Genomic DNA, 12,552 nt, shown 5'->3' on the forward strand with positions numbered 1-12,552 from the left:
GCCCCTTCTCACCGCACTGAGCCGAGCAGGCGGTCGGCGAGCTCCCGTACGTGCCGGACGAGCTCGGGCGGGTCGTGCACCTCGAACGGCACGCCGAGTTGCGCGACCCACATGGCCAGCTCGTCGAGGGAGTTCGAGCCGGCACTGAGGACGCAGGCGCCGTCGTCCGCCGGCTCGACCACCGCCATCGTCGGCGGCATCCGGGCCGCGACGACATCGGCCGGGGCGTGCACCGTGAACCGCCCGCGGTAGCGGTAGGGGTCGACGGAGATCCGCTCGGAGACGTAGCGGACCAGGTCGTCGCCGGGCGGTTCGCGGGGGGTGAAGCGCGGCCCGTTCGGGGTGTGCAGGCGCAACCGGTCGACGCGGAACGTACGCCAGTCCTCCCGGCCGGTGTCCCAGGCCACCAGATACCAGCGGCGACCCGAGTTGACCAGCCGGCCCGGCTCCGCGGCGCGCCGGTCGGCGGTGCCGTCGTGGGAGCGGTAGTCGAACCGCAGGCTCTCCCGGTGGTGGACGGCCGCCGCGATCGCCGTGAGCACCGCCGGGTCCACGGCCGCGGCCGGCCCGGTCAGCGGCACTGTCACCGTACGCAGGTCGCCGACGCGGTTGCGGAGTCGCGACGGGAGGACCTGCTCCAGCTTGGCCAGGGCTCGTACCGAGGTCTCCTGGATGCCGGTCACGCCGGACACGGCCGCCGTGCCGAGCCCGATGGCGACCGCGACCGCCTCCTCGTCGTCGAGCAGCAACGGCGGGAGCCCCGCGCCGGCGCCGAGCCGGTAGCCGGGCGTGCCCGCGACGGCGTGCACGACGTAGCCGAGCTCGCGCAGCCGGTCGACGTCGCGCCGGACCGTACGGCCGGAGACGCCGAGCCGATCGGCCAGTTCCGCGCCCGACCAGTCCTTCGGCGTCTGCAGCAGCGACAACAGGCGCAACAACCGCGCCGAGGTCTCCAGCATGCCGTCCATCCTAGGACCGGAACTGTCCTAACCGCTGCCTAACGTGGGTGGCATGAACGACGACCTGCGCATTCACCCGTTCCGCATCGATGTCCCGCAAGCACGGCTGGACGACCTGCGCCGCCGGCTGGCGGCGACCCGCTGGCCGGACGAGCTGCCCGGCGTGGGCTGGTCGTACGGCGTCCCCGTCGGCTACGCGCGCCGGCTGGCCGAGTACTGGCGCACCACGTTCGACTGGCGGGCCGCCGAGGCGCGGCTGAACGCGTTCCCGCAGTTCACCACCCACATCGACGGACAGAACGTGCACTTCCTGCACGTCCGCTCCCCCGAGCCCGGCGCGCTGCCGCTGATCGTCACGCACGGCTGGCCCGGCTCGGTCGCCGAGTTCATGCACGTCATCGGCCCGCTCACCGACCCGGCGGCGCACGGCGGCGACCCCTCCGACGCCTTCCACGTCGTCGCCCCCTCGATCCCCGGGTTCGGCTTCTCCGGCCCGACCACCGAGACCGGCTGGGACCTGGAACGGGTCGCACGCGCGTGGGCCGTGCTGATGGACCGGCTCGGCTACCGCCGGTACGGCGCGCAGGGCGGCGACAGCGGCTCGGTGATCTCGCCGATGCTCGGCCGCGCCGCGCCGGGGAACGTCGCCGGCGTGCACGTCAACGGCGCGCTCGGCTTCCCCAGCGGCGACCCGGCCGAGTTCGAGGGGCTCGCCCCCGCCGAACTGGCCCGCCTCGGCCAGTACCAGGACCAGGACCGGGCCGGTTACGCGATCATCCAGGCGACCCGGCCGCAGACCCTCGCGTTCGGGCTGCACGACTCGCCGGCGGCGCAGCTGGCGTGGATCGTGGAGAAGTTCAAGGAATGGACCGACCCGGCCCGCGAGCTGCCCGAGGACGCCGTGGACCTCGACCAGTTGCTCACCGACGTGAGCGTCTACTGGTTCACCGAGACCGCCGCCTCGGCCGCCCGCCTCTACAAGGAGGGACAGAAGGGGTGGGGCGCTGCGGCCGAGTACTCGGGGGTGCCGCACGGCGTCGCCGTCTTCCCCGGCGACGCGGGGGTCCGGCGCATCGCCGAGCGCGAGCACAACGTCGTGCACTGGTCGGAGTTCGACCGCGGCGGCCACTTCGCCGCGATGGAGGCCCCTGACCTGCTGATCGAGGACATCAGAACCTTCTTCCGCTCTCTCCGCTGACCTCCTTGCGACCGGAGGGGGGACGGGCACGCCGGCGCAAGTGCCGCGCCTCCGTCGCGAGCATGTCCGGCCGATCAGTTCACCGGCCAGGCGTACTCGAACTCGGGCAGCTCGAATCCCTGCTCGAAGCGGCACATGCGCTCGTCCGTGCGGTGTGCGCCGTGTCGTTCGTAGAAGGCGATGGCGCGGGTGTTCGCGCTGAGCACCTCCAGGTAGACCTCCCGGCCGGGATGCTCGTCGGCCACCCACGCCAGCCCTCGCCGCAGCAGGTGTGTTCCGACGCCTGAGCCGGTGCTGCCCGGCCGTACGTGGAGGTTGTCGAGCAGGATCCGCCCGCCGTCGGCCGGAAGCAGGTAGACGAAGCCGGCCAGTTCCCCGTCGCCGTCATGGGCGACGAACAACCCCGATCCCGGCACGGGTGAGGCCAGCCGTTCCCGCCACAACGCCAGCCGGTCGTCGTTCAGCGGGCCGTTCAGGAAGGTGTCGGGCATGATCCCCGCGTACGCCGTACGCCAACTGCTCACGTGCAGGGCAACAATGGGGACAATGTCGTCAATTCGCCCGTTCCTTATTTTCATGGCCTGAAGCATCCCATACGGGAACGAGCAGTCCGGCCGCGCTGACGGCGGTGCTCAGATAGGTTCAAGCTTGAAGTATGGTGTGGGTGTGGGAGACACCGGGGAGCCGAACTGGCTCGACGACGAGGAGCGGCAGAGCTGGTACGCGCTGGCACTGCTGCTCAACCGGCTGCCCGCCGCACTGGACGCCCAGATGCAGCGGGACACCGGGATCAGCCAGTTCGAGTACATGGTGTTGTCGGCGTTGTCGATGGCGCCGGACCGGACGATGCGGATGAGCCTGCTCGCCGAGTACGCGGGCGCGTCGCTGTCCCGGCTGTCGAACGTGATTGCCCGGCTGGAGAAACGCGGCTGGGTGACCCGTTCTCCTGATCCCGCCAGCGGCCGTACGACCCTGGCCGCCCTCACCGAGGAGGGCATGGCCGTCGTCACCGAGGCCGCGCCCCGGCACGTCGCCGAGGTCCGCCGCCTGGTCATCGACCCGCTGACCAAGACCCAGCAACGACAGCTCGGCGCGATCGCCACGCGCATCCTGCGAGCCGTCGACCCCACCTGAGAACGTTCCACCCACCTCTGACCGCCACGAGCCAACGGCGTTTTCCGCCCACCTCTGACCCGCCGCAGGCCACCGGCCTACCGGCGTCTTCCACCTTCGCCCGATCGACGAGAGGACTTCCGTCATGCCCACCATCGCCATCGTCGGCGCCGGCCCCGGACTGGGTGCCTCCCTGGGCAAGGTCTTCGGCGGCCACGGCTACGACGTCGCCCTGATCTCCCGCAGCAAGGACAACCTCGGCCGCCTCGCCACCGGCCTCGCCCGGCACGGCGTCGCCGCCGAAGGCTTCCCGGCCGACGCCGCCGACCCCGCCTCACTCACCGCCGCCCTTCAGGCGGCAGCCACCCGGTTCGGGCGCATCGACGTGCTGGAGTTCTCCCCTTACGCCGGGCTGGTCCAGGTACGCCCCGCCGACGTCACCCTCGACAACCTGGCGCCCGCGATCCAGGAGATCCTTTACGGTGCCGTAGCCGCCACCCAGGCCGTACTGCCCGCCATGATCGAGGCCGGGGCCGGAACCCTGCTCTACACCACGGGCGGCGGCGCGATCAGCCCGTATCCGTTCCTCGCCACGCTCAACGCCGCCCAGGCGGGCCTGCGCAACTGGGTCCACAACCTCCACAACACCCTCGCCGAGCAGGGCGTCTACGCGGGTGTCGTCGCGGTCAGCGCCATGATCGGCGACAACCCGCCCGAGGGCTACCCCACCATCGCCCCCGACACCCTCGCCCAGCATTACTGGAACCTCCACACCCAGCGCGACCGGGCCGAACTCACCCTCCCCTCCTGACCCCGGCCCCCGGCACACGAAAGGAGCGAGTGCGACAGCATCACACTCGCTCCCGAACTGCTGAAGCCGCTCCCCGGCGGCCCGCGCCGACCGTACGTCACCCGACGGAACCGGCGGGCGCAGCCAACGATTTCCCCACGTTCACCCTCGAAACAGCAGGACAGCGGCCGCCTCGGAAGCCGCCTGCGTCATGAGGCTGCTCACGAGTACCGAAACACGCCTCGCGCCAGCCGCCGAGCCCGGCGGGCCGGCGCGGTCAGAACGGTGACACTTCTTGGACCAGCCGCGACGTCCACGGACAGAACACGAGTCCGGGCAGGAACGCGCCGCCCGCCTCGTCCAGGTGGTCCTCGACGTAGGGGAAGGTGGCGTCGCACACTTCGATGCTCACGTCGAAGAAGTCGATCGTCTCGGGGTAGTAGTGGTAGCTCCACCGAGGGTTGTACGGGACGGGCCTCTTCATGATCCGCCCGATGATGTGGGGGCGGTCGTAGGTGACGCCGCTGATGAGGTCGCGGGCATGCTGGATCTTCTCGGGGTCGGTGAGCTGGATGACGAACTCCGCACGGGTGATGTCGGTCACCAGGAAGTAGGCCGCGGGCGCGGCCGGCCCGGCCGTGGCGCTCGACGTCGCCGCCGTCGCGGAGGCGGCCGCCGTCAGGACGGCGAGCGCCGCCGCGACGAGCGGCACACCGATCTTGCGGATGATTCCCGGCATGGAGACCTCCAGGTGTCTGAGCCGGACCCTCGTTCGTCGCTGAATGTATTCACGTCCTTGGCCTCCTCATCGTCCCAGGCGATCTTCGGTTTACCCGGGTCGGCGTAGTCGTGGGCGTGACAATGCGCCATCACCAGCGCGCTCGCCCCAGGCGCCTGGCGGGCCACCCGGCGGATTGCAGCGATCAGCTGGGTGATCGTGTCCTGGGTGGCGACCGCATCCAGTAGCACGGCCGAGTCCAGCGCCCGCCGGGTGCGGACTGCCAGCACCCCGGTCTGCTCCACCACGGTGTGCACGGTCGCAAAGATCCGGCCCGGATCCGATGAGCGGGCCAGCCGGCGCCGGAAATGGGTCAGCAGCGACGGATCGAAGCCCTGGTCATACAGGCCGAGCCCGCAGGCGGCCTTCCACCGCAGATCGAACCGCAGCGCCGCGACCGCCTCCTCATCAGACAGCCCATGCAGCGCTTGCAGCACCACGACCGTGGCCAGCAGGTCCGGCGGCACCGACGGACGTCCGTTGACCGCCGCGTACATGTCCGCGAATGCCTGCGGCGGAAACAGCCCCCACCGATGCTCGGCCAGGAACGCGAACACGCTCCCGGCCGGGATCATCTCCCGGCACACGACCCACACCTCAGGCCCCGGCCGGAACCCTCCGACGGCCCATCATGACCCGAGTCTGAATCCCGAAACTCCACTTGGCCATACCGTCAAGATCTTCAGGACACTCCAAGAGCGTGTCCCATGATCATGTAGCTCCTGGCCGGGCAAGTTATCGGCGGGTGGGGCCGGACGACGGCAATGGCCGCTTGTGGCCAGAATATTGCGGGCGGATAGGGCGATGCTTACATTGGACTTTGATGACATAAAGATCACGAGGATGCGATGCCTGTTCAGAATGGCGATCTCATTCGTGCCCTAGGTGCGCCCGAGGTGTGGTTCATCGAGTTCAATTCGCGGCGGTGGATTCCGGACGAGGCCACGCTGCGGGCGAGTTGGCTTTGGTCGGATGTGAAGGTCCTTCCTGACGCCGAGGTGGCCGCTGTCCCGCGTGGCCCCAATCTGACATCCGCGTTGCACATCACCGGCGGAAACTATGGGTGGGCCGTGCTCAACGGGCGCAAGACCGTCCCGGGAGGGTTCGGCCTCGAAGGGCAGGGAGCCGGCGTCGCCTTGTGGGACGTCAATGACAGCGGCCGGCCAGACCTGATCGTCTTCCATATCGAAAACCCCGCTGGTGAGAACTTCGGCCGTTACCGAATCGGCTGGAACCTTGACGCGTTCGGCGTCCCGCGGGACGGCTGGAGCCCGGCCAAGCCGATCCCCGGCTGGTTCGGGGCAGAAGACCAGGGCGGTGGCGTCGCCGTCTGGGACATCAGTGGCAACGGCAGGCCAGACCTGGTCGTCTTCCACATCGACAACCCCGGCGAAGAGAACACCGGGCACTACCGGATCGGCTGGAACCTGAACCAGCAAGGCGACCCCGTGGGCGGCTGGAGCTCGATCAAGTCCGTCCCCGGCTGGTTCGGAGCCGAGGACCAGGGCGCTGACATCAGCATCACCGACATAAGCGGAAACGGCCGCCCGGATCTCGTCGTGGCGCACATCGACAACCCGGGCGGAGAGAATCGCGCCTACTACCGAATCGGCTGGGACCTCGACGTGTCCGGTGTCCCGCAGGGCGGCTGGAGTCCGATCAAGCCGATCCCCGGCTGGTTCGGTGCGGAGAACCAGGGGCTCGGAATCACCACGTTCCACTACGGCGCCCCGGTGCTCGCCGTCGCGCACGTGGACAACCCGGACGGAGAGAACCGGGCGCATGTCCGGCTGACCAGCCTCGACAAACGAGGAAACACCATCGCCGGATGGACCCAGCCGATCCCCCTTCAAGCACCCAATGGGCTGGGCTGGGAGACCGCGGGCGTGGGAATCGCGGCCGGTTACATCGCCGGGGGAAACAGGCCCGATCTCATCACTTTCTATGTCGACGCGGCCGTGGGACAGAATGGTGGCCACTACTTTCTTGCCGAACGCTTGGTCGGTGTTCCCTGACGGGGCAAGCCGCATATCCCACTCGGACCATCTCACAACGGGAGCAAGATGCCTGGCGTTCCCGATCCATTGAGCGAGGAACAACGAATTATCGTCGAATTCGGGGAGGCGGCGACCCGTCTTCGACAGGATCTCTCCGAGGTTCCGGAGAGTGTACGGCCCTTCACCGCGCTGATCGACTCGATAATCAACTTCGGGACCTGCGAACTGCGTATGCGGCGGGCCGACCGACTGCAGGCACTCGGCGAGCGAGACGTGGAGGCGGCCTGGCTGGTCGAGTCGGCGCTCGCCCACCACGAACGAGGGCTCCAGGCGCTTCCGGCGGTCAGACTTCGCCATTGGGCAAGGCTTGCCTGCTCAGACGACGACTGTCAACGGATGTGACAGTAACCCCGGTTCGCCGTACCGCTCCTACTCGCAGGTCATTCTCTGGGGGCACGCGCTGAGGCCGTCCGCCGTCGAAAGCGTGTCTCGCCGCCCAGCCGGATCACGCCGAGGCAGGCCGTATCCACCGAGGCAGGCCGCCGGATCGACACACGCCCGGCGCTTACCTGCCCGGCAGGTGTCAGCCCCCTTGGGCCGACCGCAGTTCGGCCGCGACGGCTCGTTCCCGTAGCCGGGCGGCCTCCGTACGGGCCGCTTCCAGCTCGGCCCGTACGTCGGCCAGCCGCATCCGCTCCAGCCGCAACTCCCCCAGCAGCTGATCACGTTCCTTGACCGCCGCGGCGGCCCGCGCCTTCTCCCGCGTGTACTGCTTGTGCTCCTTGGCCAGCGCCGCGGCGGCCTCCCGCTCCGACGCCGCCAGCTTCGCGGCCAGGTCGCCCGCTTCGCCCGCCGCCTGTGCGGCCTCCCGCTGCGTGACCGCCCGATCCCGCTCCGCCTCGGCGGCGGCCCGCTCGGCACGTTCGGCGCGTTCCACCGCGCGCTCCCGCTCCCGCGTGGCCGCCTCCTCCCGGGCATCGGCGGCGATCATCGCACGTTCGGCTAGCTCACGCGCCCGCGTGGCCGCCGCCGTCTCCTCCCGGGCCCGGTCTCTCTCCTCCCGCGCCCGGCCGGCCTCCGACCCGGCCTGTACGGCCCGCGCCCGTTCCTCCTCGGCCCGCCCCTCGGCCGACTCCACCTGCTCCGCCAGTTCCTGAACGACCTGATCCCTGGTCTGCTCGGACAGCTCGGCCTGCCGCGAGGTCTCCTTCACCCGCCGTTCGGCCAGCTCGGCCCGCCGGACCGCCGTCTCCGCGGTCTGCAACGCCTGCCGTTCGGTGCTCGAGGCCTCGCGCAACGCGGCCAGCGCCTGCTCGCGGGCGCGTTCGGCGTCCTGCAGCGCGGTCTCCCGTTCGTGCTCGGCCTCCTCCAGCCGCGTACGCATCTCGGCGGTCTGCCGCCGGGCGTGCTCGGTGGCCTCGCGGGCCAGGCGTATCTGCTCGAAGGCCTGCTCGCGCTCGGTCCTGGCGATCGCCACACGTGTGTGCGCCTCCGCCTGGATGGAGCTGATCTTGGCCTCGACCCCGGCCGGCCTCAGCTCGTCGGCCAGCGCCTTGGCCAGCGGCTCGATGGCGGCGACGAGGCCGCTCTCCATCCGGTCGTACAGTTGCTCGGCCCTGGCCAGCGCCCCTTCCAGCCCGGGGGTGGCCCGCCGCAGCTCGCGCTCGCGCTTGGCGGCGGCCTGGCAACCCTTCTCCGGACAGTACGACCTGGGCCGCCCTCTCCCCGCCCGTTGTTCGACGGGAGCTCCGCAATGCTTACAAGGCGTCACCGCGCCCGCCTCCGCAGTCACGGCGACACTCTAACATTTTCTAATTTCTGGAAATTCAAATCCGAAAATTGAAGGTCACGTGGACGGCGTGTGAGGTCGGTCACAAGCTGTCACGGGTGGGCGGGGTCCTCCGTCTTAGAGCGCATGACGAACACGGAACCCACCACGGCGCTGATCACCGGAGCCAACAAGGGCCTCGGCCTCGAAGCCGCCCGGCGGCTCGGCGAACTCGGCTGGACGATCTTCCTCGGCTCGCGCGACGAGGCCCGAGGGCGCGCGGCAGCGGCCGAACTGACCGACGGCGGCGCCAACGTGATCATGATCCCTCTGGACGTGACCTCCGACGAGTCGGTGACCCGAGCCGTACGGCTCGTCCGCGAGCACACCGGCCGCCTGGACGTACTGATCAACAACGCCGGGGCGCCGGGCAACATCGTCCCACCCGCCGAGGCGACGGCCGACGAGATCCACGCGGTCTACGACACCAACGTCTACGGGCCGATCAGGGTCACGCACGCGCTCCTGCCCCTGCTGGAGGCGGCGGAGAGTCCGCGAGTGGTGATGGTGTCCAGCGGCGGCGGCTCGTTCGCCGTCGTGACGGACCCGGACCAGCCCGTCTCGAAGATGCACGAGCTCGCCTACAGTTCCTCGAAGGCCGCCCTGAACATGATCACCGTCCGGTACGCCCAGGCGCTCCCCCACATCAAGTTCAACGCCGTCACGCCAGGCGAGACCGCCAACCACAAGTTCACCGCCACCGACATGAACCACCACACCGGCCAGCTGACGGTCACCGAGGGCACCGACCCGATCATCGAACTCGCGACCCTCACCCCCTCCGGCCCCACCGGAACCTTCATCGACCGCCTGGGCCAAGTCGCATGGTGACGACCCCGCCCCCACCCCGCCCGCTCCCCACCGATGAGCCGGCCCGTGGCGGGCGCCCGGTCCGGGGCTGGATGCCCGAGGGACGGCCTGTCGGTCCGGGTGGGACGACCGGCTGGGCTGCTCGGTTAGCCTGCTGGGCGTCGTACGGAAGAAGCTCCGAGCGAGAAGGCCGAGAAGATGAGCCGCGGTACGCGAGCCGATGAGACAGCTTCCCCGCACGCGGCGGAGGAGCAGGGCGTGACCGGGTACCGGCCGCTGCTGTTCTCCATCGCCTACGGGATGACCGGATCCGTGGGCGACGCCGAGGACATCGTCCAGGACGCCTTCCTCGGCATGACCCGGGCGTGCAACGCGGGCACCGCGATCACCGACCCGAAGGCGTACCTGACGACCACGGTGACGCGGCTCGGCATCGACCACCTGCGCTCGGCGCGGGTGCGACGGGAGACGTACGTGGGAGATTGGTTGCCCGAGCCGGTCGTCCAGCTCGCCGGCGAGCCGGGCCCGGCCGAGCACGCCGAGCTGGCCGACTCGCTGTCGATGGCGTTCCTCGTGCTGCTGGAGTCGCTCTCGCCGGTGGAGCGGGCGGTGCTCATGCTGCGCGAGGTGTTCGGGTACGGCTACCAGGACGTCGCGAGGATCACCGGCAAGTCCGAGGTGAACTGCAGGCAGATCCTCGCCCGCGCCAGGCAGCGGATCGCGACAGGAAGGCAGGCACGCGGCGGCGCGCCGTCCTCGGCGCGGCGGGCGGAGGGCGAGGAGCTGGCCCGCAGGTTCTTCGAGGCCGCCGAGGGCGGTGACATGGACGCGCTGCTCGGCATGCTCGCGCCCGACGTGGTGCTGCGCGGGGACGGCGGCGGCAAGGCGCAGGCGATCGGGCGACCGGCGGCCGGGGCGTCGCGCGTGGGCAAGCTGCTCGTCGCGGGGTTGCGCCGGGTTCTGAAGCTGGGCGTCTCGGTCCGGACGGCCTGGGTCAACGGAGGGCCGGGCGCCGTCATGTACGACGCCGAAGGGCGGGTGGCGGCCGTCGTCGAGCTCGACGTCGCCGACGGCGTGGTCCAGGCGGTCCACTCGGTGGTCAACCCCGACAAGCTCCGCCACCTCGGACCGGTCTCCGACGTCGCACGCCTCCCGAACACCTGACCCACCCGCACGGCCCGGAACGACCAGAAAGCCCCCGGGCCCGCGAGGCAGCGGCAAACGGAGGAGCGGCCAGGTCGCAAGAGGAGGCCGCCGATAGAACGGGCCCGCTCAGGAGGAGGCCAGAGGTGCTGGCCGAGGGCGGGAGGAAAGCGGCGGGAGAAGCGGTTCCGGCTCCAGAAGCGGCCACACAGGAGCAGGGGGCGAGAGGTTCTTACCGCTGGTGCACTAGGGGATGCACTTCTTCACGGTCGGCTTGTCGCACAACCACTTGATGTGGGGTCGGCGGCCTGCTCATGGACCCGGCGGCGCTGGAGTCGCTGCGGGGTCACGGCCTGGGTTGCAGCCTGCGCCGTCCCGCCTGCGGGCATCAGGGCGAACGTACCCGCCGCGCCTGCGGTGCCGAACTTTGCGATGGCATTCATGTCAACTCCGTCGCTCGTGAATCCGCTGTAGGCGTGAAGCCAAGCCGCGCCTGGTTGAGGTCTTGTTCAGGATCTGTGAAGCGGTGCGCGCGTTGGCGCTCACATTTTGGGTGAGCGCCAACGCCTGCCTCCTCCATGAGACTGGCGGAGGGGTGGTGCGGCGGCCTCTTGGTTCCTGCTGCGGGCCGGTTCGTACGGGGGCTACCACGTCGGTGCCACGTCGATCCGGCTATCTGACCCCACGCCGTTGGCCACGCACTGCCCTGAACTGCTCAACATCCCGTACCGCCATGGCTTTCCCGTCGTTCCTTCGACCTCGATGGACTGTTCTGGGTTCAAAGGCAGTCGGTTTGTCGCCACCGGCCAACGCGCGCACCTCGTCCAACCGGCTGCCGATCCGTCGGGCCTGGTCCAGCGCCTGCCGGTACACCCTGGTTGCCTGCTCCGGCCCGATGAGACGGCCGGTAAGTCGCTGCTGCGCTGACCTAGTTTCGGCCCCCTGCCGGAACAAGGTCAGCGCACGCGTCAGCAGATCGGCGGCCGTCAGGTGGTCTCCGGTTTGCGTGTGCAGGCAGCCCACTTGCTGCACCGCGTTGGCCTGCCCGAGGCGGTTGCCGAGGCGCTCATACAGCGTCAGCGCCAGTTCGCCGGGGTGTCAGTCTGTCGGGTGGTCCGTCGCGGGGTTCTCATGGATGTGCTGGCACTCCTCGTAGTAGAGGAGCGCTTCAGCGAGGGCCTTCTCCGGAGTCCAGCCTTGACTGACGAGGACCTGGTAGTTGTAGTTGAAGATCTGATAGCAGTCGGTCCGGCTGTCGGCCTGGGCAGGAACGGAGGTGGGGACTGTCCAAGCGGCGGCCACAAGCGTGGCGATGACGAGGTGACGTGCGTGGCGCATGGTGATCCTTCCTGTTATTTGGTTCCCCAGCCGGGCGAATGGCAGGCGGGACCGTTCGGGCCGGTGTTGCACGTCTGGCCTTCGGTTGCCTGGGCCGGCAGGGACAGTGCCCCCACGACGGCCGCAGCCAGCAGCGCGACGGTGAATGCGGGACGAAGACGGGTCACATGGACTCCTGCGGTGAGGTCGCGGCGTACGCGAGGTGCGGGTCCTGCATCTGTGGCGGCCACCGGACTGCCCCGATGATCTCCGAGGCCGCACTGCCGATTGTCGGCGCGTGACAACGATCCGGACTCCTCCCGGAGGGCGGTCCTGCGGCCTGAGGAAGGACTCGTCCCCGGCCTGACGGAGGATTCGTCTCGGCCCGAAGGAGGACGGCACCGCGACCTGCAACGATCGATCTACTGTGGGTGAGAACGCCTTCGGGAGGAGCACCATCGCCATCGGCACGCGCACCTGCCCCAGGTGCTGACCCAGTAGGGGCGTCCGGGACCGTCTCTACCGCCCCCGGGCGTCTCCCAAACGCAAGCCGCGTGAATGGCATCAGGCTCTGAAAAGGGCTCCTGGCCAATCTGATGGCCCGGGTCTATTTGGCCTT

The 12,552-nt window shown here is 69.7% G+C and carries 12 protein-coding genes and 1 pseudogene; 7 read left to right on the forward strand and 6 right to left on the reverse strand.

What is annotated here, in order from left to right; translation table 11 throughout:
* Window positions 1-8: 8 nt before the first annotated feature.
* Complete coding sequence (locus DMB42_RS46935) at window positions 9-959, reverse strand: YafY family protein (protein WP_125646762.1); 951 nt, start codon at window positions 957-959, stop codon at window positions 9-11.
* A gap of 52 nt (window positions 960-1,011) precedes the next feature.
* Between DMB42_RS46935 and DMB42_RS46940 the strand changes: the two genes are divergently transcribed.
* Entirely contained in the window at window positions 1,012-2,157 is a 1,146-nt protein-coding gene (locus tag DMB42_RS46940) for an epoxide hydrolase family protein (RefSeq protein WP_125646765.1), read from the forward strand.
* Window positions 2,158-2,231: 74 nt separating this feature from the next.
* On the opposite strand, the gene DMB42_RS46945 is transcribed toward DMB42_RS46940, so the two are convergent.
* A complete protein-coding gene (locus DMB42_RS46945; protein WP_221762678.1) occupies window positions 2,232-2,681 on the reverse strand; it encodes a GNAT family N-acetyltransferase in 450 nt (149 codons plus the stop codon).
* A gap of 142 nt (window positions 2,682-2,823) precedes the next feature.
* Here DMB42_RS46945 and DMB42_RS46950 point away from each other — a divergent pair, with 142 nt between their 5' ends.
* On the forward strand, window positions 2,824-3,291 hold the full coding sequence (locus DMB42_RS46950) for a MarR family winged helix-turn-helix transcriptional regulator (protein ID WP_125646772.1): 468 nt from the start codon (window positions 2,824-2,826) through the stop codon (window positions 3,289-3,291).
* A 124-nt stretch (window positions 3,292-3,415) separates the two neighbouring features.
* The gene (locus tag DMB42_RS46955; protein WP_125646775.1) at window positions 3,416-4,081 is read left to right on the forward strand and encodes an SDR family oxidoreductase; all 666 of its coding nucleotides are present in this window, start codon (window positions 3,416-3,418) and stop codon (window positions 4,079-4,081) included.
* A 256-nt stretch (window positions 4,082-4,337) separates the two neighbouring features.
* On the opposite strand, the gene DMB42_RS46960 is transcribed toward DMB42_RS46955, so the two are convergent.
* Both DMB42_RS46960 and DMB42_RS46965 read right to left on the reverse strand, forming a co-directional pair.
* Complete coding sequence (locus DMB42_RS46960) at window positions 4,338-4,799, reverse strand: calmodulin-binding protein (RefSeq protein WP_125646778.1); 462 nt, start codon at window positions 4,797-4,799, stop codon at window positions 4,338-4,340.
* A gap of 53 nt (window positions 4,800-4,852) precedes the next feature.
* Window positions 4,853-5,413, reverse strand: a pseudogene (locus DMB42_RS46965) (transposase); the annotation flags it as partial.
* Between the two features lie 321 nt (window positions 5,414-5,734).
* On the opposite strand from DMB42_RS46965, the gene DMB42_RS46970 reads away from it, so the two are divergent.
* Together DMB42_RS46970 and DMB42_RS46975 are read left to right on the forward strand one after the other, a co-directional pair.
* Window positions 5,735-6,853 (forward strand): hypothetical protein, encoded by a 1,119-nt coding sequence (locus tag DMB42_RS46970; protein ID WP_148109024.1) that lies wholly within the window; start codon window positions 5,735-5,737, stop codon window positions 6,851-6,853.
* Window positions 6,854-6,901: 48 nt separating this feature from the next.
* Window positions 6,902-7,237, forward strand: coding sequence for a hypothetical protein (locus tag DMB42_RS46975; protein WP_125646786.1), 336 nt, complete (start codon window positions 6,902-6,904; stop codon window positions 7,235-7,237).
* 181 nt (window positions 7,238-7,418) lie between these two features.
* Here the strand turns inward: DMB42_RS46975 and DMB42_RS46980 are convergent, their stop codons facing one another.
* A complete protein-coding gene (locus tag DMB42_RS46980) occupies window positions 7,419-8,627 on the reverse strand; it encodes a hypothetical protein (RefSeq protein WP_125646788.1) in 1,209 nt (402 codons plus the stop codon).
* 123 nt (window positions 8,628-8,750) lie between these two features.
* Between DMB42_RS46980 and DMB42_RS46985 the strand changes: the two genes are divergently transcribed.
* Together DMB42_RS46985 and DMB42_RS46990 are read left to right on the forward strand one after the other, a co-directional pair.
* Entirely contained in the window at window positions 8,751-9,494 is a 744-nt protein-coding gene (locus DMB42_RS46985) for an SDR family NAD(P)-dependent oxidoreductase (protein ID WP_125646791.1), read from the forward strand.
* A 177-nt stretch (window positions 9,495-9,671) separates the two neighbouring features.
* Window positions 9,672-10,637, forward strand: a complete 966-nt coding sequence (locus DMB42_RS46990) for an RNA polymerase sigma-70 factor (RefSeq protein ID WP_125646794.1) — start codon at window positions 9,672-9,674, stop codon at window positions 10,635-10,637.
* Between the two features lie 1,077 nt (window positions 10,638-11,714).
* Here DMB42_RS46990 and DMB42_RS46995 read toward each other — a convergent pair.
* Entirely contained in the window at window positions 11,715-11,954 is a 240-nt protein-coding gene (locus DMB42_RS46995; protein WP_125646796.1) for a hypothetical protein, read from the reverse strand.
* Window positions 11,955-12,552: the final 598 nt, after the last annotated feature.

This window comes from Nonomuraea sp. WAC 01424 (assembly GCF_003947315.1).
Classification (GTDB): Bacteria; Actinomycetota; Actinomycetes; order Streptosporangiales; family Streptosporangiaceae; genus Nonomuraea; species Nonomuraea spiralis.

What these genes read in the sequence shown, in the direction of transcription:
- DMB42_RS46935 (WP_125646762.1), bottom strand. Translation starts at nt 959, where the DNA reads ATGCTGGAGACCTCGGCGCGGTTGTTGCGCCTGTTGTCGCTGCTGCAG.
- DMB42_RS46940 (WP_125646765.1), top strand. Translation starts at nt 1,012, where the DNA reads ATGAACGACGACCTGCGCATTCACCCGTTCCGCATCGATGTCCCGCAA.
- DMB42_RS46955 (WP_125646775.1), top strand. Translation starts at nt 3,416, where the DNA reads ATGCCCACCATCGCCATCGTCGGCGCCGGCCCCGGACTGGGTGCCTCC.
- DMB42_RS46960 (WP_125646778.1), bottom strand. Translation starts at nt 4,799, where the DNA reads ATGCCGGGAATCATCCGCAAGATCGGTGTGCCGCTCGTCGCGGCGGCG.
- DMB42_RS46975 (WP_125646786.1), top strand. Translation starts at nt 6,902, where the DNA reads ATGCCTGGCGTTCCCGATCCATTGAGCGAGGAACAACGAATTATCGTC.
- DMB42_RS46985 (WP_125646791.1), top strand. Translation starts at nt 8,751, where the DNA reads ATGACGAACACGGAACCCACCACGGCGCTGATCACCGGAGCCAACAAG.
- DMB42_RS46990 (WP_125646794.1), top strand. Translation starts at nt 9,672, where the DNA reads ATGAGCCGCGGTACGCGAGCCGATGAGACAGCTTCCCCGCACGCGGCG.
- DMB42_RS46995 (WP_125646796.1), bottom strand. Translation starts at nt 11,954, where the DNA reads ATGCGCCACGCACGTCACCTCGTCATCGCCACGCTTGTGGCCGCCGCT.